Genomic DNA, 17378 nt, shown 5'->3' with positions numbered 1-17378 from the left:
GCTTTGATGCACAAAGCGTTAGCAAAAAAAGGGAAAGTCCACATTCGCCCAATAAAAAAGCCGCAACAGGATTACGGCTTTAGTTTCAGTGAATACCAAGCTACCTAAGGCGAATTACCGACCTGAATCTCATCAGATTCCTTCGCTTTACCTTGCTCAATGGCAATTTCCACCCTGCGGTTACGGGCACGATTCTCCGGTGAATCATTTGGCACTATCGGGTTATTAGACGCCATGCCAACCACTTTCATCCGTTTAGAATCAAAGCCTTTAACTTGTACTAACTCGTGGGCCACAGCCACAGCGCGTTTGCTGGATAAATCCCAGTTAGAGCTATAAAGCTCATCGCTGATTTGCATAACATCCGTGTAACCCGATACGGTAATAATCCCCGGCACATCTTTTAGCAGTTCGCCAACAGATCGCACCACAGGCTTAAATCGTGGTTGAAGGAAACCCGAACCAGAGGCAAATGCGCCCTTTTCACGGATACGGATAATAATCTGCTGACCTAATGACTCAATTTCGATCGCACCATCGGTGATCTCTTTATTGAGCTCCTGCGCCATCTTCTTCACTTCTTGATTGATCTTATCCTGCGCCGCTGCCGCTTCGGCTTTAACCGCATCGGCCACTTCCTGCGCCGTTGCAGTGGCTTCACCGCCACGCTGAGAACCACTTTGCTGCTGAACGCCGCCAGCACTGTCGTCTTCACCCGCTTGGTAATCCAATACAGGTTCCGTCATTTCATTAGTTTGCTGGTTGATGATTTCAATCGGCGTGGGATCGGGGCGGCCGGGTCTAAATTCTAAGGCAATAACAGACGTCCCTTTCGGGATATCTTTGACTTCCACCTTATTTTGCACACCAAAGGCATACTTCATTGAGCCCGCGATCTGCTTAAACTTCAATACGTCCATTTCGGAAAATGACAATAACAACACGAAGAAACACATCAACAGCGACATCAAGTCAGCAAAGGTCGCCAACCACATCGGTGCTCCGGCCGGTGGACAGTTGCACTTAGCCTTAGCCATGGGCTACTCTCCGTCCGTTGTATCTATTTTGCGATTTTTCTCAGCCAGATAATTTTTCAAGAAGCCTTCAATCACCCGAGGGTTTTGTCCGTCTTGAATCGCCAATACCGCATCCATAATCAAGTTACGGTTCAGCATTTCTTCACCCATCCTAAGCGTTAACTTATCCGCGATAGGAAGACAAACCATGTTGGCGACCATAGCGCCGTATAAGGTGGTTAACAAGGCCACCGCCATTGAAGGGCCGATGGATTTAGGATCTGACATGTTTGACAGCATGGCCACAAGACCCACCAGCGTACCTATCATGCCCATTGCCGGACCTACGTCACCAAACGCTCTAAAAATGCCGATCCCAGTACGATGGCGCTCTTCGGTCAGGGCGATATCCTTCTCTAAGGCAGCGCGCACCACTTCACCATCGTGACCATCAACGAGCATGTCGACGGCTTTTTGCATAAAGCTGTTAGTAATCTGCGCTTCTTCTAAGGCTAAAAAACCGCCTTTACGGGCGGCATCAGCCATAGTCACGGACTGTTCAATCAAATCTTCTGGCTTATCAATCTTAAAAATAAACGCTTTGGCGGCGATTTTTACCGCACTAAAAAACTGTTTAAGATTGAACTTCATCATCACCACGAAGAAGGACCCACCGAAAACAATAAGAATCGAGGGTACATCAACGAAAATCATTAAACCGCCGCTGGTGGCCATTGCCCCGAGGATAAAACCAAAGGCACCCACAATTCCAATTACTGTTGCTAAATCCACAACGGCTCCTCAATTTTCGTAATAAACGACATAATACTTACCCTAGGTAAGCAATAACACTCAGTTGTTCCACTGAGTAAGATAATCCCACCGACACACATGCGAGCCTTGTCTATCCAGTTAAAAATTACCATACAAATGATGATACTATTGTCAGTTATCGGACACACACTAAGCAAGTTTAGCGACAATTTATATTTTCTGAAAAAATTTCAGTAACAAAGCGTGCTATTGAGCAAATATCTTTAGTCTGAATTTGACCCTAAAGCCGCCCTGATATACCTTGTGTCCGCTAAATCAAAGGAAGCATAAACGTGGCGAAGAAACCCGAAAATCTCAGTTTTGAAGAATCCCTTGGCGAACTCGAGCGCATTGTTGCCGATCTAGAACAAGGCGATATCTCCCTCGATGACGCGTTAAAACAATTTGAACGTGGCATCAATCTGGTTCGAAATAGCCAAGCAAAACTCGAACAAGCCCAACAAAAAGTGGCCATTTTACTGAAACAAGATGAAAATGCGCCCCTATCCCCCTATGCCGTTGAGGGCGAATAAGCGTGTTAGTCAGTGCCATTCAAGAATATCAACAACGGGTTGATAATCAATTAAAACAGCGTTTTAGTACGCTTGAAGATACTGCTCCCCAATTAAAAGCCGCCATGACTTACGGCGCCTTATTGGGTGGCAAACGCATTCGACCTTTCCTTGTCTACAGTGTCGGACGCATGTTTGGGGTCGAGCTCGAAAAATTAGATGCTTGCGCCGCAGCCATTGAATGTATCCATGCTTATTCATTGATCCACGACGATTTACCCGCCATGGATGATGATGAACTGCGCCGTGGTCAGCCCACAGTGCATATCGCTTTTGATGAAGCGACCGCCATTTTAGCGGGGGATGCACTGCAGACCTTAGCCTTTGAAATTGTCACCGAAGCGGTCCCTGGGATCAGCAGCGAGCAACATATCGCTATGGTCAGAGTATTGGCAAAAGCCTCAGGTTATCGTGGCATGTGTGGCGGCCAAGCGATAGACTTAGCCTCAACAGATAAACATATTGATCTTAAAGCATTAACTCAGTTACATAATATGAAAACGGGCGCCCTTATCAGCTGCGCCGTTGAGTTAGCGTTAATCGCCGCAAACGCGCCAAAAAATCAGTATGCTGCTATGATGGATTTTGCCCATGCGGTCGGACTCGCCTTTCAAGTACAAGACGATATCCTTGACATCGTAGCCACCACCGAAGAACTCGGTAAGCCGCAAGGCTCTGATACTGAATCGAATAAGAGTACGTTTCCACAACTACTTGGACTACAAGGTGCACAAGACACCGCCAAACAACTGATCCAAGAGGCACTATCAGCGCTGGCTAAATTGCCATACAATAGCCAGTTAATTGCAGACTTCGCCCGCTATATCATTGAGCGAAGAATATAATAAGAGTCGAAGTATCTCGCTATGAGTTTGGACATTTCTCAGTTTCCCGTGTTGGCGCAGGCCAACACCCCTAATGAACTCCGCCAGCTTCCTCAGGCACTTTTACCACAAGTAGCCGACGAACTGCGCGAGTTCCTTCTTAAGTCTGTTGGCATATCCAGCGGACATTTTGCCTCTGGGCTCGGCACAGTGGAACTCACTGTTGCGTTGCACTATGTCTACAACACCCCTTTTGATCGGCTAATTTGGGATGTGGGCCATCAGGCTTATCCCCACAAAATTCTCACGGGTCGTCGCGACAAGATGCACACCATTCGCCAAAAAGATGGCTTGCATCCTTTCCCATGGCGTGAAGAAAGTGAATACGACACTTTCAGCGTTGGGCATTCAGGCACGTCTATCAGCGCCGCACTGGCGATGGCGATTGCCGCAGAAAAAGAACAAGCGGGTCGTAAAGTCGTTGCCGTGATCGGTGATGGCGCCATGACTGGTGGTATGGTGTTTGAAGCCATGAACCACGCAGGCGACTTACACAATGACATGCTCGTGGTACTGAACGACAACGAAATGTCGATCTCTGAAAATGTCGGCGCCCTCAATAACCATTTAGCCCAACTGATGTCAGGCCGTTTCTACACTACGCTGCGCGAAGGCGGCAAGAAAGTATTGAAAGGCATGCCCGTCATCAAAGAAATGGCCAAACGCACTGAGGAACACCTTAAGGGCATGGTCGTTCCTGGCACGCTATTTGAGGAGTTAGGTTTCAACTATATCGGTCCTATCGACGGCCACGATGTTGATGCTCTGGTCGAGACCATGCGTAATATGCGCAATCTGAAAGGTCCACAGGTGCTGCACATCATGACAAAGAAAGGTCGTGGTTATGAACCTGCTGAAAAAGATCCTATCGGTTGGCATGCCGTACCTAAGTTCGACCCGTCGCTGTTTAAAAAGCCGGCCACCAAACCCGGTTTACCGACCTTTTCCCAAGTCTTCGGTAAATGGTTATGCGACATCGCTGAGCAAGATGAGAAAGTATTAGCCATTACTCCTGCGATGCGCGAAGGCTCGGGTATGGTTGAGTTTTCCCAGCGTTTCCCGAAACAATATTTCGATGCGGCGATTGCCGAGCAGCATGCAGTGACTTTAGCCGCAGGTTTTGCCTGTGAAGGCTTTAAGCCTGTGGTGGCGATTTACTCGACCTTCCTGCAACGCGCCTACGATCAACTTATTCATGATGTGGCGCTACAGCAATTACCGGTATTGTTCGCTATCGATCGCGGCGGTATTGTCGGTGCCGATGGTCCAACTCACCAAGGTGCATTCGATTTAAGCTTTATGCGTTGCATCCCCAACATGGTGATCATGGCGCCGTCGGACGAAAATGAATGTCGTCAAATGCTCTACACTGGCTATTGCTATGATGCGGGTCCAAGTGCAGTGCGTTATCCAAGGGGCTGTGCCACGGGAGCAACGCAAGTCGAAGCGATGACGGCATTACCGATTGGTAAAGGCGTGATCAAACGTGTGGGCAAGCGCATTGCCATTCTCAACTTTGGCACCTTGTTAGCCTCGGCGTTAACCGCTGCCGAAAGCTTAGATGCAACGGTTGTCGATATGCGCTTTGTAAAACCGCTCGATGTTGATTTAGTCAAAGAGATGGCGCAAACCCACGAAGTGCTAGTCACAGTGGAAGAAAACGCCATCATGGGCGGCGCAGGTACTGGCGTACTTGAACAGCTTCAAAAGCTGCGAATGCCCAAGGACGTGCTTCAAATTGGTTTGCCTGATGAATTTATCAAACATGGCTCACCCGAGGAAGTTACCCATGACTTGCAACTGGATGCCGAAGGCATACTGGCGCAAATCAATGCTTATCTAGCGCAATAAGTGATTCAATAGATGGCGTAAGAACGAGAACTCGGTCAAGTACTGCTGACCGATACTGTTTGCCGATTCAGATTTCGCCCATAAAAAAAGGACTGCAATTGCAGTCCTTTTTTGTTGCTGTCTGTTAGAACAGCGGCCTAACCAATAAAGCTTAAGCTTCGATATCTATCGTTGCGCTTTCTTGGTTAGGGCCACCCTGTGACACCATTACCATAGCAGGGCGCAGCAAGCGACTGTTCAGCTCATAGCCCTTTTGCATCACCAACATCACAGTGTTCGCAGGGAACTCGGCACTTGGCTGCATACCAATAGCTTGATGTTGATCAGGGTTAAATGACTGACCTTGTGGATCAATCTGCTTAACACCAAATTTAGCCACCGCAGTGAGTAAGCTTTTTTGAGTTAACTCAACACCTTGATAAATCGCTTTCGTCGCTTCATCTTCAGGGTTAGTCCCCATCAATGCGCGCTCCATGTTATCAAGTACTGGCAACAGTTCATTGGCGAACTTTTCCAAGGCAAACTTGTTCGCCTTTTCCACATCCATTGCGGCACGACGACGAATATTATCGACTTCGGCTGCGGCGCGGATGACTGAATCCTTCTGCTCTTCAACTTTCGCCAAAGCTTCAGCGAGTAACTGTTCCAGCTCTTCAATACGGAAATTGGCCTGGGTAAGCTCATCGATCAGACTTGCTTCTGCGGTAGATACTTCAGACTCTACACCCTCTTGGATCAGATCCTGTTCTGCTTTAATCGATTCGTTGCTCATTTTCACTCCAGCTAAAAATGCTTTGTTTCTGAAATACTCTGGGCATATTATGGGGATCAATTTTGACGTTTCAAGGCCTAAGGCCAGATCTAGCATAAATATGACCACAAAGTTTCATACTATCGGCCTTATCGGCAAACCTCATCACCAAGGGACCAACCAAACCTTAAAACGTCTGCATCATTGGCTGACAATGCAAGGCTTTGAAGTCTTAGTGGAAGAGCGTGTTGCTGCCGAACTAGGGCCCAATATCGAGGCGGTCGATTTACTAGAAATTGGCGCGCGCTGCGACTTAGCCATAGTCGTCGGTGGTGACGGTAACATGCTTGGTGCTGCTAGGGTATTAGCCCGCTTCGATTTAGGCGTGATTGGCGTTAACCGCGGTAATTTGGGCTTCTTAACCGACCTGCCGCCCGATGCCTTTGAAGAAGCGCTCGCCAAAGTCCTCGACGGTGAGTTTGATACCGAGCACAGATTCTTACTCGAAGCCGAAGTCTATCGCCACGGTATGCTCAAGGCGAGCAATACCGCTGTCAACGAAGCCGTACTCCATCCGGGTAAAATTGCCCACATGATTGAGTTTGAGGTCTATATTGACGATCAGTTCATGTACAGCCAGCGTGCCGACGGCATGATAGTGTCAACGCCAACGGGTTCGACGGCTTATGCCCTCTCCGCTGGCGGCGCTATCCTGACGCCTAATTTGCAGGCCCTGATCTTAGTGCCTATGTTTCCGCACACTTTGTCGTGCCGCCCGATTGTCGTCGATGCCTGCAGCACCATTAAAATGGTGGTGTCACCGGACAATGGCGAGAACCTCGAAGTCAGCTGTGATGGCCACGTGCATCTAGCCGTGTTACCGGGCGATGAAATCATAGTGCGTCGCAGCTCAGAACGATTACGCTTAATTCATCCTAAAGGGCACAATTATTTCCACGTACTACGGACCAAATTAGGCTGGGGCAGCAAGTTGTTTTAAGCCAGCGCATATTTGTCCTATTCCCATTAATTACCGATCCCCATAAAAGAGACGTCTCCCGTCTCTTTTTTATGCCTTTAATATCCCCATAACAACGACGGCTAAATACGAGAAGATCTCATTAAGATAATAGTGAGTGAACTGCCCACTAGATTAAATAAACGAGCCGGCATTCTCATTCATCGCATTTGCGAATTAATCACACTAACCAGTCTGATAAAAGTTCGCACAGCATTCTTTCGCTTTATTACGTGAACTTTTTGCCTCAATTTAGCCCTGTACTCTCAATAATTCAGCTTAAGCTATTAGAAGCGGTGACTTTTAATTTCAATATTTGCGTTAGCCGCTAAATATCATCGACATTTAAGGCGCGCTGTTCGCTCAAATAAACTGAAAGTAACTTAAATAACGGTTATTTAATTTCATATTAAAGTAAAATTAATTAAGTGACATGCATCACAAGAAAATTCCACTATTTAAAAAAGTGATCTGGATCACTATAAAAAACCACCTTAAAACCACAAAATAAATCAACTATAACAACAACTTGAAATATACCAGTGTAACATCACCAATTAAGCAGCATCACCCTATGCGACCTTAATCACACCTTAAAAATGTCTAAAAAAACCAATAACAGCCTATTAATGAAATAAATGGATCAGTTAATTGCAATAATGACCATCAACTTGAGTGATAACTCTAGTTTTAATAACTAAAATACCGATAACTTAAATTTAATATAATCGAAATAGATATACGCCTAGCCGTCTAAGTGATCACTGTCACAGATAGATAAATCCCCTGAGAGAAGTGTCCCGCAGCACTGTAAATTAGCATTTCATATAGCAGCCAAGATGATCTAGATCATATTAGTCAAGCCCACAATAGCGTCTAGTACACAACACAGAATGTCGAGACCATAACTCATTGCAGTATTAACTGCTGATTTATCGGTCTGGGAAGTCGACATGAAGGCAGATGAAAAATTCTAATATTAATAATAAGACAGACCACTTTATGAAGAGGCAAGCATGACAATACTTCAACTCCTCGCCAGCTTGACGCCTGTGCTCAGTGTAATGCTATTCCTAGTATTACTCAGAATGCCCGCATCAAAGGCTATGCCCATTTCCATGCTAGTCACTGCGCTCGCCGCTGTGTTTATTTGGCAAATGGATACCACATTACTGGCGGCATCGGTCCTCGAAGGACTGCTTTCAGCCATCACACCTTTAACCATCATTTTTGGTGCTGTGTTCCTACTGAATACCCTGAAATATTCAGGTGCGATGGACACTATCCGCGCAGGTTTCACTAACATCAGCGCCGATGCCCGTGTGCAAGTAATCATCATCTGTTGGTTATTTGGTGCCTTTATCGAAGGCAGTGCAGGCTTTGGTACACCCGCCGCGATTGGCGCACCACTGCTCGTACTGCTTGGCGTGCCACCGGTTGCCGCAGCAGTTGTTGCTTTGATTGCCGACTCTGCCTGTGTGTCCTTCGGTGCGATTGGTCTACCCGTACTCTTTGGTATGGAGCAAGGCTTGACCCAAGGCGGCGTAAGCATGGCTGCGGCGCAAATTGCAGAACATGGCGGCACCTATGCTGACTTTGCGCAGTTTATTGCAATGCACATGATCACTATCGATTTAATCACAGGTTCGTTAATTCCATTAGTGATGGTGTCGATTCTGACAGGCTTCTTTGGTCGCAATAAATCCTTCAAAGAAGGCTTAGCGATTTGGAAATTTGCGATTTTTGCAGGTCTTTCGTTTACCGTTCCAGCATGGATCATCAACTATGTTGCTGGCCCAGAATTCCCATCGGTTATCGGTTCTTTAATCGGTATGGCAATGGTGATCCCAGTTGCTCGCAAAGGCTACTTACTGCCTAAAGCCGCTTGGAATGACTTTGCCGAAAATGACAACCAAGAAACCGCCAAAGTGGAAACCACTGCTAAATTTTCCCAAATCGCCGCTTGGACGCCTTACATCATCATGGCTGCGCTGTTAGTGCTGTCACGTACCGTTGCTCCGCTAAAAGCCTGGTTATCCGGCTTTAACATCAGCTGGACGGGCTTGATGGGCACTGAACTTAAGGCGAGCTTCGCCACCTTATATGCGCCTGGTGCCTTCTTCGTTGCCGTGTGTATCTTAGGTTTCTTCCTATTCAAAATGAAAAGCCCTGCGATTAAGCAAACGGTCGGTGTGTCATGTAAATCCATGTTACCAACCATTATTTCATTAGGGGCTTCCGTGCCTATGGTGAAAATCTTCTTAAACTCAGGTGTGAATGGTGCGGGCCTAGCCTCTATGCCTGTCGCATTAGCAGATATGTTGGCAGGTTCCATGGGTGCAGTGTGGGCTTGGATGGCGCCTATCGTCGGTATTTTTGGTGCCTTCCTATCGGGTTCAGCAACCTTCTCCAACATGATGTTCTCAGGCCTACAGTACAGTGTGGCTGACAATATCGGCATGAACCACGCTCTCGTCCTTGCCCTACAAGGCATAGGTGCGAACGCGGGTAACATGATGTGTGTGATGAACGTGGTTGCGGCTGCAACGGTAGTCGGTATGGCGGGTAGAGAGTCTGAAATCATCCGTAAAACCATGCCAGTTGCCATTGGTTATGCATTACTTGCGGGCACTATTGCTACCCTTTGGGGTGGTTTCTAAGCCCATTGAAAACTAAGGTCGCTGCGGCGGCCTTGGTCATTTTTAGCGTTAAGAGAGTAGCCTTATGTCAATTAATTATGACGTTGTATATAAAGACTTAATTAAACTGCTCGGCGAGTCCGCAGTATCTAATGATCCTGTTCGCCGCTTCGCTTGGTCTACCGACGCGAGTTATTTCCGCATAGTGCCAGAAATTGTTGTTCATGCTGATAATCTCGAGCAGGCAAAACACACGCTGGCCATTGCTCGCGCTCACAAGGTCCCAGTTACCTTTCGCGCCGCAGGCACCAGTTTATCGGGCCAAGCCATTGGCGATGGTATATTGCTGATCTTAGGCCACGATGGTTTTAGAACCATAGAAGTCAGCCCAGACAGCAACAAGATCACTCTTGGCGCGGCCGTGATAGGCTCCGATGCCAACGCTGCACTTAAGCCATTGAATAAAAAGATAGGCCCAGATCCAGCCACATTAACCTCGGCTATGGTCGGCGGGATTGTGTCCAACAACGCTTCAGGCATGTGCTGCGGCACGGCTCAAAACAGCTATCAAACCATAGCATCAGTCAAACTCTTGTTTGCCGATGGCACTGAATTAGACACAGGCTGCGACAAATCCAAAGCGGCCTTTACCCAATCCCATGGCGAATTATTAGACTCGTTGACTGCGTTAGCAAAACTGACCCGCAGCAATGAAGTCCTCGCCCAGCGCATTCGTAAAAAATATTCCATCAAGAACACCACAGGTTACAGCATCAATTCGCTGGTGGATTTCGAAGATCCCTTCGAGCTGATTAACCACTTGATTGTCGGCGCAGAAGGCACTTTAGCCTTTGTGGAAGAAGTCACTTACCACACAGTTGATGAAGCCAAATTTAAAGCCTCCGCCATGGCGGTATTCTTTAACATGGTGGATGCCGCGAGCGCGATTCCGCCGATTATTGGTGACAGTGTAGCCGCCGCCGAATTACTCGACTGGGCATCCATCAAAGCCGTGACGGGCAAAAAAGGCATGCCAGATTGGTTGAGCACATTGCCTGAAGGCGCTGCAATTCTACTGATTGAATCCCGCGCTAATGATGCTCAAACCTTAGGAACCAACACCCAAGATATAATTGCCAAACTGTCACACCTTAAAACTGAACGCCCCATTACCTTCAGTAGCGATGCCAGTGTTTACAGCAAATACTGGGCAATGCGCTCAGGTTTGTTCCCAATTATTGGCGGCGAACGTCCAAAGGGCAGCTCAGTTATTATCGAAGACGTGGCCTTTAACGTTGAACATTTAGCCGAAGCAGCAGCGGATTTAACCGCATTGTTTAACAAACATGGTTACCCAGAAGGGGTGATTTACGGCCATGCATTAGCGGGTAACTTCCACTTTATCATCACGCCGACTTTTGCATCGCAAGCCGATATCGAACGTTTCCAAGGCTTTATGCAAGATGTCGCCGAAATGGTGATCCACAAGTACGACGGTTCAATGAAAGCCGAGCACGGCACAGGCCGCGCGGTAGCGCCCTTTGTTGAAATGGAATGGGGCGCCGATGCCTACACCTTGATGAAACGCATCAAGCACATTTTCGATCCCGAAGGCATGCTTAACCCTGGCGTTATCTTGAACGATGACAGCACAGTGCATGTGAAAAATATTAAGCCCTGCCCTGTGGTCGATGATTTTGTCGATAAGTGTATCGAATGTGGATTCTGCGAAAAAACCTGTCCAACATCGGCACTTAACTTCTCGCCGCGTCAACGTATTGCCACTTTGCGTGAAATCGAGCGCTTAGAGCAGTCCGGTGATAAAGCCGCTGCAGCCGAAATGCGCGCCGCCGCTAAATACGATGTGGTTGATACCTGCGCCGCATGTCAGCTTTGTACTATTGCGTGTCCAGTGGATAACAGCATGGGCCAATTGGTACGTAAGCTGCGCACGCCGTACATCAGTACCACTGAACAGAAAGTATTAGATTTCCAAGCCAAACATTTTGGCGCGGTTAACCAAGTGATCAGCTCAGGTTTTGACATGCTCGGCGTGATCCACAAGATCACTGGCGATGGCATCACCAGTGCGCTGATGAAAACCGGCCGTCTGATTTCGAAAGAAGTGCCGTATTGGAATCCTGATTTCCCGAAAGGCGGCAAGCTACCAAAACCATCACCTGCAAAAGTAGGCCAAGAAACTGTGGTCTATTTCCCAGCCTGTGGCGGCAGAACCTTTGGCCCGACACCAAAAGATCCCGATAACCGCACTTTGCCAGAAGTGGTCGTCACGCTGCTGGAACGCGCGGGTTATAACGTGATTACGCCAGAGAAAACCCGCGATTTATGCTGCGGCCAAATGTGGGAGTCTAAGGGCGATTTTAAAAACGCCGATGCCAAACGCCAAGAACTTATCGATGCGGTGAGCAAGATGACCAATGACGGCAAGCTGCCTGTGGTCGTCGATGCGCTGTCTTGTACCTACCGAACTTTGTCGGGTAATCCAAAAGTGCAGATTATCGACTTAGTTGAGTTTATGCACGACAACTTGCTAACTAAGCTCAACATCAGCAAAAAAGTCAATGTGGCACTGCACTTAGGTTGTAGCGCACGCAAGATGAAACTTGAGCCTAAAATGCAAGCAATTGCCGATGCCTGCTCTGCGCAAGTGCTCAAACCTGCGGGAATTGACTGCTGCGGTTACGCGGGTGAAAAAGGCTTGTATAAGCCTGAAATCAACGCCAGCGCGCTGCGTAATATCAAAAAGCTCATTCCTGTCGAGATTAAGGAAGGCTATTACGCCAACCGTATGTGTGAAGTCGGCCTCACTCAGCACAGTGGCATTTCCTATCGCCACTTAGCTTATCTGCTCGAAGAGTGCAGCCGCTAATCTGGTATGACAGTAGTAAACAACGGGGCGATATTTAGCCCCGTTTGTTTATATAAGCGAACTATTCTCATTTATTCATTTTTTAATATTATTGATAAATCCAAAGCTGAATAAATACATTTTTAAACCAACATAATCAGCAAGTTAAAATATTCTCATTTTTGCAAAAATCTACAAGCTCATTTACTAAATTAGGGCTACTTATTTACTTTAGATAGGCCTATATTTGATCAACTACCTTAGCATTTGTGTGGACTTTGGGGGCACAGTGCAAGGCAATGTCGTTCACTAACAAGAAAGAGAAAACACAATGAAAATCGCCCTTTTCATCCCGTGTCTAGTCAATCAAATGATGCCAGAGGTTGCTATTGCCACCTTGGAATTATTAGAGAAACTTGGGCACCAAGTGATTCTACCCGCGGGTCAAACATGCTGTGGCCAGCCGATGACAAACTCAGGTTGCTTCGATGCAGCGCGCAGTACCACCCTTAAATTGCTCAACGCCTTTAAGGGAGTGGAATGCGACGCTATTGTTTGCCCAGCCGCCTCTTGCTTAGTGGCCGCCAAAGAAAACTTCCACGAGTTTGATAGCAGCCCTGAAGCGCAAGCTGTGATCAACAAGCTCTATGAACTGACAGAATTTTTGCACGATATCGCGCCAATCCCCGCCTTTAACAAGCCCTTTACGCACAAAATCAGCCTACAACTGAGTTGCCATGGTATTCGCATGTTAAGCCTTGCGACACCAAGCGAGCAGATGGGGCCAAGATTCAACAAAGTCGAAGCCGTGCTCGCCAATATTGCGGGTATAGACATAGTCTATACCGACCGTCGTGACGAATGCTGTGGCTTTGGCGGTACGTTCGCCGTCGATGAGGGCGCAGTGTCTGCCAAAATGGGTAAAGACAAGGCCCAAGCCCACGCGGCAACGGGTGCAGAGTATGTCGTAGGTTTTGATCCTTCATGCCTGTTGCACCTCGATGGCATGATCCGCAGACAGCAATTGCCGATTGAAATTCGCCACATAGCGCAAGTGCTGAACGCCGCGCTTTAGGAGACTCACCATGGCTTACAATCATAATCACGATGCTAGTCAAGGCTCACAGGTCCATGCCCATAAAGCCGATATTTTTTGCCGCGACGAAACCCGTGTCGACTGGCATTCAAAAGCCCTGTGGATGCTCAGAGAAAAACGCGACCGCGCTGCGGGTAGTATCCCAGAGTGGGAACAGCTGCGTCAGTTAGGCTCAGAAATTAAGCTCCATACGCTCACAAATCTTGCCCAATACCTCGAAACCTTTGAGCAAAACTGTATCGCCAACGGCATACAAGTCCATTGGGCAAAAGATGGCGCCGAACATAATCGTATCGTCCATGACATTTTATCGCGCCATAATGTCAAAAAATTAGTGAAGTCTAAGTCAATGCTGACCGAGGAATGTCACCTCAATCCGTACTTAGAACAACGTGGTATTGAAGTCATAGATACTGACTTGGGCGAGCGGATTATTCAGCTCGCCAAAATGCCGCCATCACACATAGTAGTTCCCGCTATTCACATGAAAAAAGAAGAAGTTGGCGACCTCTTCCATGAGAAACTCGGCACTAAAGCAGGGGCAGCCGATCCCTTGTATTTAACCCGTGCCGCCCGCGCTCATTTACGAGAAAAATTCCTTACTGCCGATGCCGCGATGACAGGCGTGAACATGGCGATTGCTGACAAAGGCGCCGTGGTGGTTTGTACCAACGAAGGCAACGCCGACATGGGTGCTAACTTGCCTAAACTGCAGTTGCATTCAATGGGGATCGACAAAGTGGTGCCCGATGTGGACAGTGCCGCCGTTTTGCTGCGTACCTTAGCACGTAACGCTACGGGTCAACCTGTTACGACTTATAGCGCCTTTTACCGTGGTCCACAGCCTGCTGGCGAGATGCATATTATTATTGTCGACAATGGTCGCACTGAGATGCTTAAGGATAAAATCCTTGCAGAATCATTGAAATGTATCCGTTGTGGTGGTTGCCTCAATACCTGCCCTGTGTATCGTCGCTCCGGCGGTTACAGCTACAACTACACCATTCCAGGCCCCATTGGTATCGCAGTAGGCGCTAAGATTGATGACACTAACTCGATTGCTTGGGCTTGTACCTTGTGTGGCAGCTGTACCTATATCTGCCCAACAAAAGTGCCGCTCGATAAGATTATTTTCCACCACAGACGCCTTAAGGCCGAAGCCGGAAAACTCCCTTATGGCAAAAATAGTTATATGCCATTAGTGGGTAAATTTATGGCAAGTGAAACCATGCTGAATTGCTCTATGAGTGTGGCGAGAACCGCGCTGCGCATTCTACCGGGCAGTCTGTTAAAACCCTTTAGCGGTGCATGGGGTAAATACCGTGAACTGCCCGTCGCCCCGAACTCCAGCTTCGAAGCTTGGTTTAAGAAACACAGGAGCCTATAAGATGTCTAGTAAACTTGAAATTCTCAATGCGCTCAAACTGTCGGCCTTAACAAATCATCCTATGCCAAGCATAGATGTGACGCCAAGACGTGACAATCTCGTCGGCCAGTTCGAGACCAACCTCAATACTGTCGCGGGTACGCTGCATAAAGAAGGTGGCTTAGTCGCCCTGCAAGCCAAAGTCGATGAACATATCGCCCAAGGGTTACAGGTCATCTCCCTTGTAGAAGGTGTCACGGCAAACCGTGAAATGCCACCCACAGCCCACGAGCTCAAAAACATAGATTATGCAGTGATCCCAGGTGACATTGGCGTTGCCGAAAACGGTGCCATTTGGGTGAACAATAAGAATTTAGGCCACAGAGTCACGCCTTTTATCTGTGAAAACCTGATCTTAGCCCTGCCAGCGAATAAGATTGTGCCGACCCTACATCAGGCAGCTAAAGAAATCACGCTAGCCTCAGGTGAGTTCGGGGTGTTTATCGCGGGTCCATCAAAAACCGCCGATATCGAACAAGCCCTCGTCGTCGGTGCCCACGGCGCCTGCAGCTTGAACGTGTATTTGCTCTGATGCCTATTGATTTAATGTAACCAAGAAAATTCAAGGGTTACAGGGCAATCGATCACGAAAGCCGCCTTCATTAGCGGCTTTCTTATTGAGACTTCGCTGAATGATATTTGAGTTGTAGGCTGATAAACCACTAACACAGCTTACCAATTAACGTTTATTGACAAGCAGTTTACAGGCTTGCCATGGCATTCACTCACCGACTCGGTGAATAGAAACCTAGGGCCTCTAAGCTTATGAACGAGAGCCATATATGGCGAACTGGCAGTTAAACACGGATGTTATTCAAGTCAATCCGTGGATGCAGAGCCGCTCCATCCAACTCTTTGATGAACGGCGCCATCCCTGATGTTCATCCGTTTACTTTAGTGAGCGCTTAAATATCAATCTAATATTAAGATGTTGATTTAAAGTGTGATATTGCTACGACCTATGGCAATCGTTAGTGATAAGCAGGGGATCTTTATCAAGTCGCTTTAACCAGGTGCGATAGCGCACATACTGAGGATACCTTGGTAGTATCCTCGACTCGGTTGGCTGTATTCTCGACTATGTCTATTAGGCATTTATAGTAAAGGTGAGTAAATGAACGAGGTATTACTACAAATTAAGGCGCTCACCAATGGTGATCCTTTGTTGACGGCTGTCATTGTTGGAGTATTAACATTAACGTTAATTGGACTCGTAGGCTACATGCTAAAAGATGTCCCCGCGAAGCTGTTAAGTTGGCTCAGTTGCCTGCTGTTTGTGCGGCTCACTATCGACGATAGCCATCAAGCGCGCACAGAGGTATTCAATAAACTGTCCTTTTTGATCAGTAATACTACCATTCCGTTTTTTTCACGCTCTATCTCTGAGGCTGTGTACTTTGACTATAGTATGAGTTACGACGGGCGTGTCAGTGTTAAGTCTATCGGCTACGGTATGCACCTGTTTAAATTCCATGGTTGTATCATGTTGGCGACCCGTACTAAGGTCGATAGTACGATGGCTTACGATACCATTACTGTAAGTGCACCATGGTGGGCAAAAGATAAACTACATAGTTTTCTAGAAGATACTCGTGGAGACATCTCTACTGAGCCGAAAGTTAATATTTTCGAAGAAACCGAATGGTGTTGCTATGGCATATTGAAATCATCGGGTTTTAGTGAATTAGTGCTAGATGGAGGGTTTAAGCAGGAGTTGATGGGGGAAGTTGATAACTTCGCAAGTAGGGGGGAATCGGTTGTAAGTAAGCTAACCATACTGTTACATGGAAAAACGGGTACAGGTAAGACGGGTATAGCGAGAGCCTTAGCCGTTGAGTATCATCGCGATCTATACATATTGAATCTATCGACGGTAAATGATGCCACTATTCATAAGGCTATTAGAAAAGTACCGCCCGGAGCTATGTTGTTAATCGAGGACTGTGACTGTGTAAAGGCTACGGTATCACGAACTGCTGAAAGCAATGCAGATAACCCTCCACTCACTTTAGGTGGCGTTCTAAACGCGTTAGACGGAATCATTCCTCTTGATGACTGCCTTGTAATAATGACCACCAATCATTCTGATAATCTTGACCCCGCGTTAATACGTAAAGGTCGTGTAGATGTCAGTATTGAAGTACCACTTATCAGTGCAAAACAGGTTAATGAAGACTACTTTGAGCGTTTTGGCGCCGTTCTTAATAGAACTGAGCCATTGTTAGGTTGTGAAATCTATGAACTCCATCGCAGAGCGAACTTAAGATATGGTGTGTGTTGTAAGCCAGTTTAATCCTCTTCCTCTGTAATAGACGGGAGTGTCTTCAACACTTATCTGAGTTCTGCGAGGGTGCGGCATACAAACCTCCTTGTTTAATGCTTAATGCTTAATGCTTAACCCAAGCATAGTCAGAGATTAACAACTGCACTATAAAGCGCTGGG

The 17378-nt window shown here is 47.2% G+C and carries 13 protein-coding genes; 10 read left to right on the top strand and 3 right to left on the bottom strand.

Features of this window, described 5'->3' with window-relative positions; genetic code table 11:
* Positions 1-104 precede the first annotated feature (104 nt).
* Positions 105-1037, bottom strand: coding sequence for a flagellar motor protein MotB (locus FW758_RS11455; protein WP_446445443.1), 933 nt, complete (start codon positions 1035-1037; stop codon positions 105-107).
* Positions 1038-1040: 3 nt separating this feature from the next.
* Entirely contained in the window at positions 1041-1808 is a 768-nt protein-coding gene (gene pomA / locus FW758_RS11450; RefSeq protein ID WP_006085155.1) for a flagellar motor protein PomA, read from the bottom strand.
* Positions 1809-2122: 314 nt separating this feature from the next.
* Here pomA and xseB point away from each other — a divergent pair, with 314 nt between their 5' ends.
* Genes xseB through dxs form a run of 3 tightly spaced genes read left to right on the top strand, consistent with a single transcriptional unit; the run spans position 2123 to position 5136 of the window.
* Entirely contained in the window at positions 2123-2362 is a 240-nt protein-coding gene (gene xseB, locus FW758_RS11445) for an exodeoxyribonuclease VII small subunit (RefSeq protein WP_006080884.1), read from the top strand.
* Positions 2363-2364: 2 nt separating this feature from the next.
* Complete coding sequence (ispA, locus tag FW758_RS11440) at positions 2365-3246, top strand: (2E,6E)-farnesyl diphosphate synthase (protein WP_115335186.1); 882 nt, start codon at positions 2365-2367, stop codon at positions 3244-3246.
* A gap of 21 nt (positions 3247-3267) precedes the next feature.
* Positions 3268-5136 carry a 1-deoxy-D-xylulose-5-phosphate synthase gene (gene dxs / locus FW758_RS11435; RefSeq protein WP_446445442.1) on the top strand — a complete coding sequence of 623 codons (1869 nt, stop codon included), beginning with the start codon at positions 3268-3270 and terminating at the stop codon, positions 5134-5136.
* A gap of 151 nt (positions 5137-5287) precedes the next feature.
* On the opposite strand, the gene grpE is transcribed toward dxs, so the two are convergent.
* Positions 5288-5908: a nucleotide exchange factor GrpE gene (gene grpE / locus FW758_RS11430; protein WP_028760692.1), complete on the bottom strand. Its 621-nt coding sequence runs from the start codon at positions 5906-5908 to the stop codon at positions 5288-5290.
* Between the two features lie 100 nt (positions 5909-6008).
* Between grpE and nadK the strand changes: the two genes are divergently transcribed.
* From nadK to FW758_RS11395, 7 genes are all read left to right on the top strand, one after another.
* A complete protein-coding gene (gene nadK / locus FW758_RS11425; RefSeq protein ID WP_012588194.1) occupies positions 6009-6887 on the top strand; it encodes an NAD(+) kinase in 879 nt (292 codons plus the stop codon).
* A gap of 1034 nt (positions 6888-7921) precedes the next feature.
* Complete coding sequence (locus tag FW758_RS11420) at positions 7922-9565, top strand: L-lactate permease (protein ID WP_006085150.1); 1644 nt, start codon at positions 7922-7924, stop codon at positions 9563-9565.
* A 64-nt stretch (positions 9566-9629) separates the two neighbouring features.
* Complete coding sequence (locus tag FW758_RS11415; protein ID WP_446445441.1) at positions 9630-12434, top strand: FAD-binding and (Fe-S)-binding domain-containing protein; 2805 nt, start codon at positions 9630-9632, stop codon at positions 12432-12434.
* Positions 12435-12744: 310 nt separating this feature from the next.
* Positions 12745-13488, top strand: a complete 744-nt coding sequence (locus FW758_RS11410; RefSeq protein ID WP_446445440.1) for a (Fe-S)-binding protein — start codon at positions 12745-12747, stop codon at positions 13486-13488.
* A gap of 10 nt (positions 13489-13498) precedes the next feature.
* Positions 13499-14896, top strand: coding sequence for a lactate utilization protein B (locus tag FW758_RS11405; protein ID WP_342901729.1), 1398 nt, complete (start codon positions 13499-13501; stop codon positions 14894-14896).
* 1 nt (position 14897) lies between these two features.
* Positions 14898-15467 carry a LutC/YkgG family protein gene (locus FW758_RS11400; protein ID WP_011846278.1) on the top strand — a complete coding sequence of 190 codons (570 nt, stop codon included), beginning with the start codon at positions 14898-14900 and terminating at the stop codon, positions 15465-15467.
* Between the two features lie 582 nt (positions 15468-16049).
* Positions 16050-17228, top strand: a complete 1179-nt coding sequence (locus FW758_RS11395; protein WP_446445439.1) for an AAA family ATPase — start codon at positions 16050-16052, stop codon at positions 17226-17228.
* Positions 17229-17378: the final 150 nt, after the last annotated feature.

Source organism: Shewanella sp. 1180_01, assembly GCF_052850535.1.
Note: the sequence above shows the minus strand (reverse complement) of the source record. Positions and strands in the feature narration are given on the sequence as shown.

Bases quoted from the DNA above. Each gene is read 5' to 3' on its own strand.
- FW758_RS11455 (WP_446445443.1), bottom strand. From the start codon at position 1,037: ATGGCTAAGGCTAAGTGCAACTGTCCACCGGCCGGAGCACCGATGTGG.
- dxs (WP_446445442.1), top strand. From the start codon at position 3,268: ATGAGTTTGGACATTTCTCAGTTTCCCGTGTTGGCGCAGGCCAACACC.
- grpE (WP_028760692.1), bottom strand. From the start codon at position 5,908: ATGAGCAACGAATCGATTAAAGCAGAACAGGATCTGATCCAAGAGGGT.
- nadK (WP_012588194.1), top strand. From the start codon at position 6,009: ATGACCACAAAGTTTCATACTATCGGCCTTATCGGCAAACCTCATCAC.
- FW758_RS11420 (WP_006085150.1), top strand. From the start codon at position 7,922: ATGACAATACTTCAACTCCTCGCCAGCTTGACGCCTGTGCTCAGTGTA.
- FW758_RS11415 (WP_446445441.1), top strand. From the start codon at position 9,630: ATGTCAATTAATTATGACGTTGTATATAAAGACTTAATTAAACTGCTC.
- FW758_RS11410 (WP_446445440.1), top strand. From the start codon at position 12,745: ATGAAAATCGCCCTTTTCATCCCGTGTCTAGTCAATCAAATGATGCCA.
- FW758_RS11405 (WP_342901729.1), top strand. From the start codon at position 13,499: ATGGCTTACAATCATAATCACGATGCTAGTCAAGGCTCACAGGTCCAT.
- FW758_RS11400 (WP_011846278.1), top strand. From the start codon at position 14,898: ATGTCTAGTAAACTTGAAATTCTCAATGCGCTCAAACTGTCGGCCTTA.
- FW758_RS11395 (WP_446445439.1), top strand. From the start codon at position 16,050: ATGAACGAGGTATTACTACAAATTAAGGCGCTCACCAATGGTGATCCT.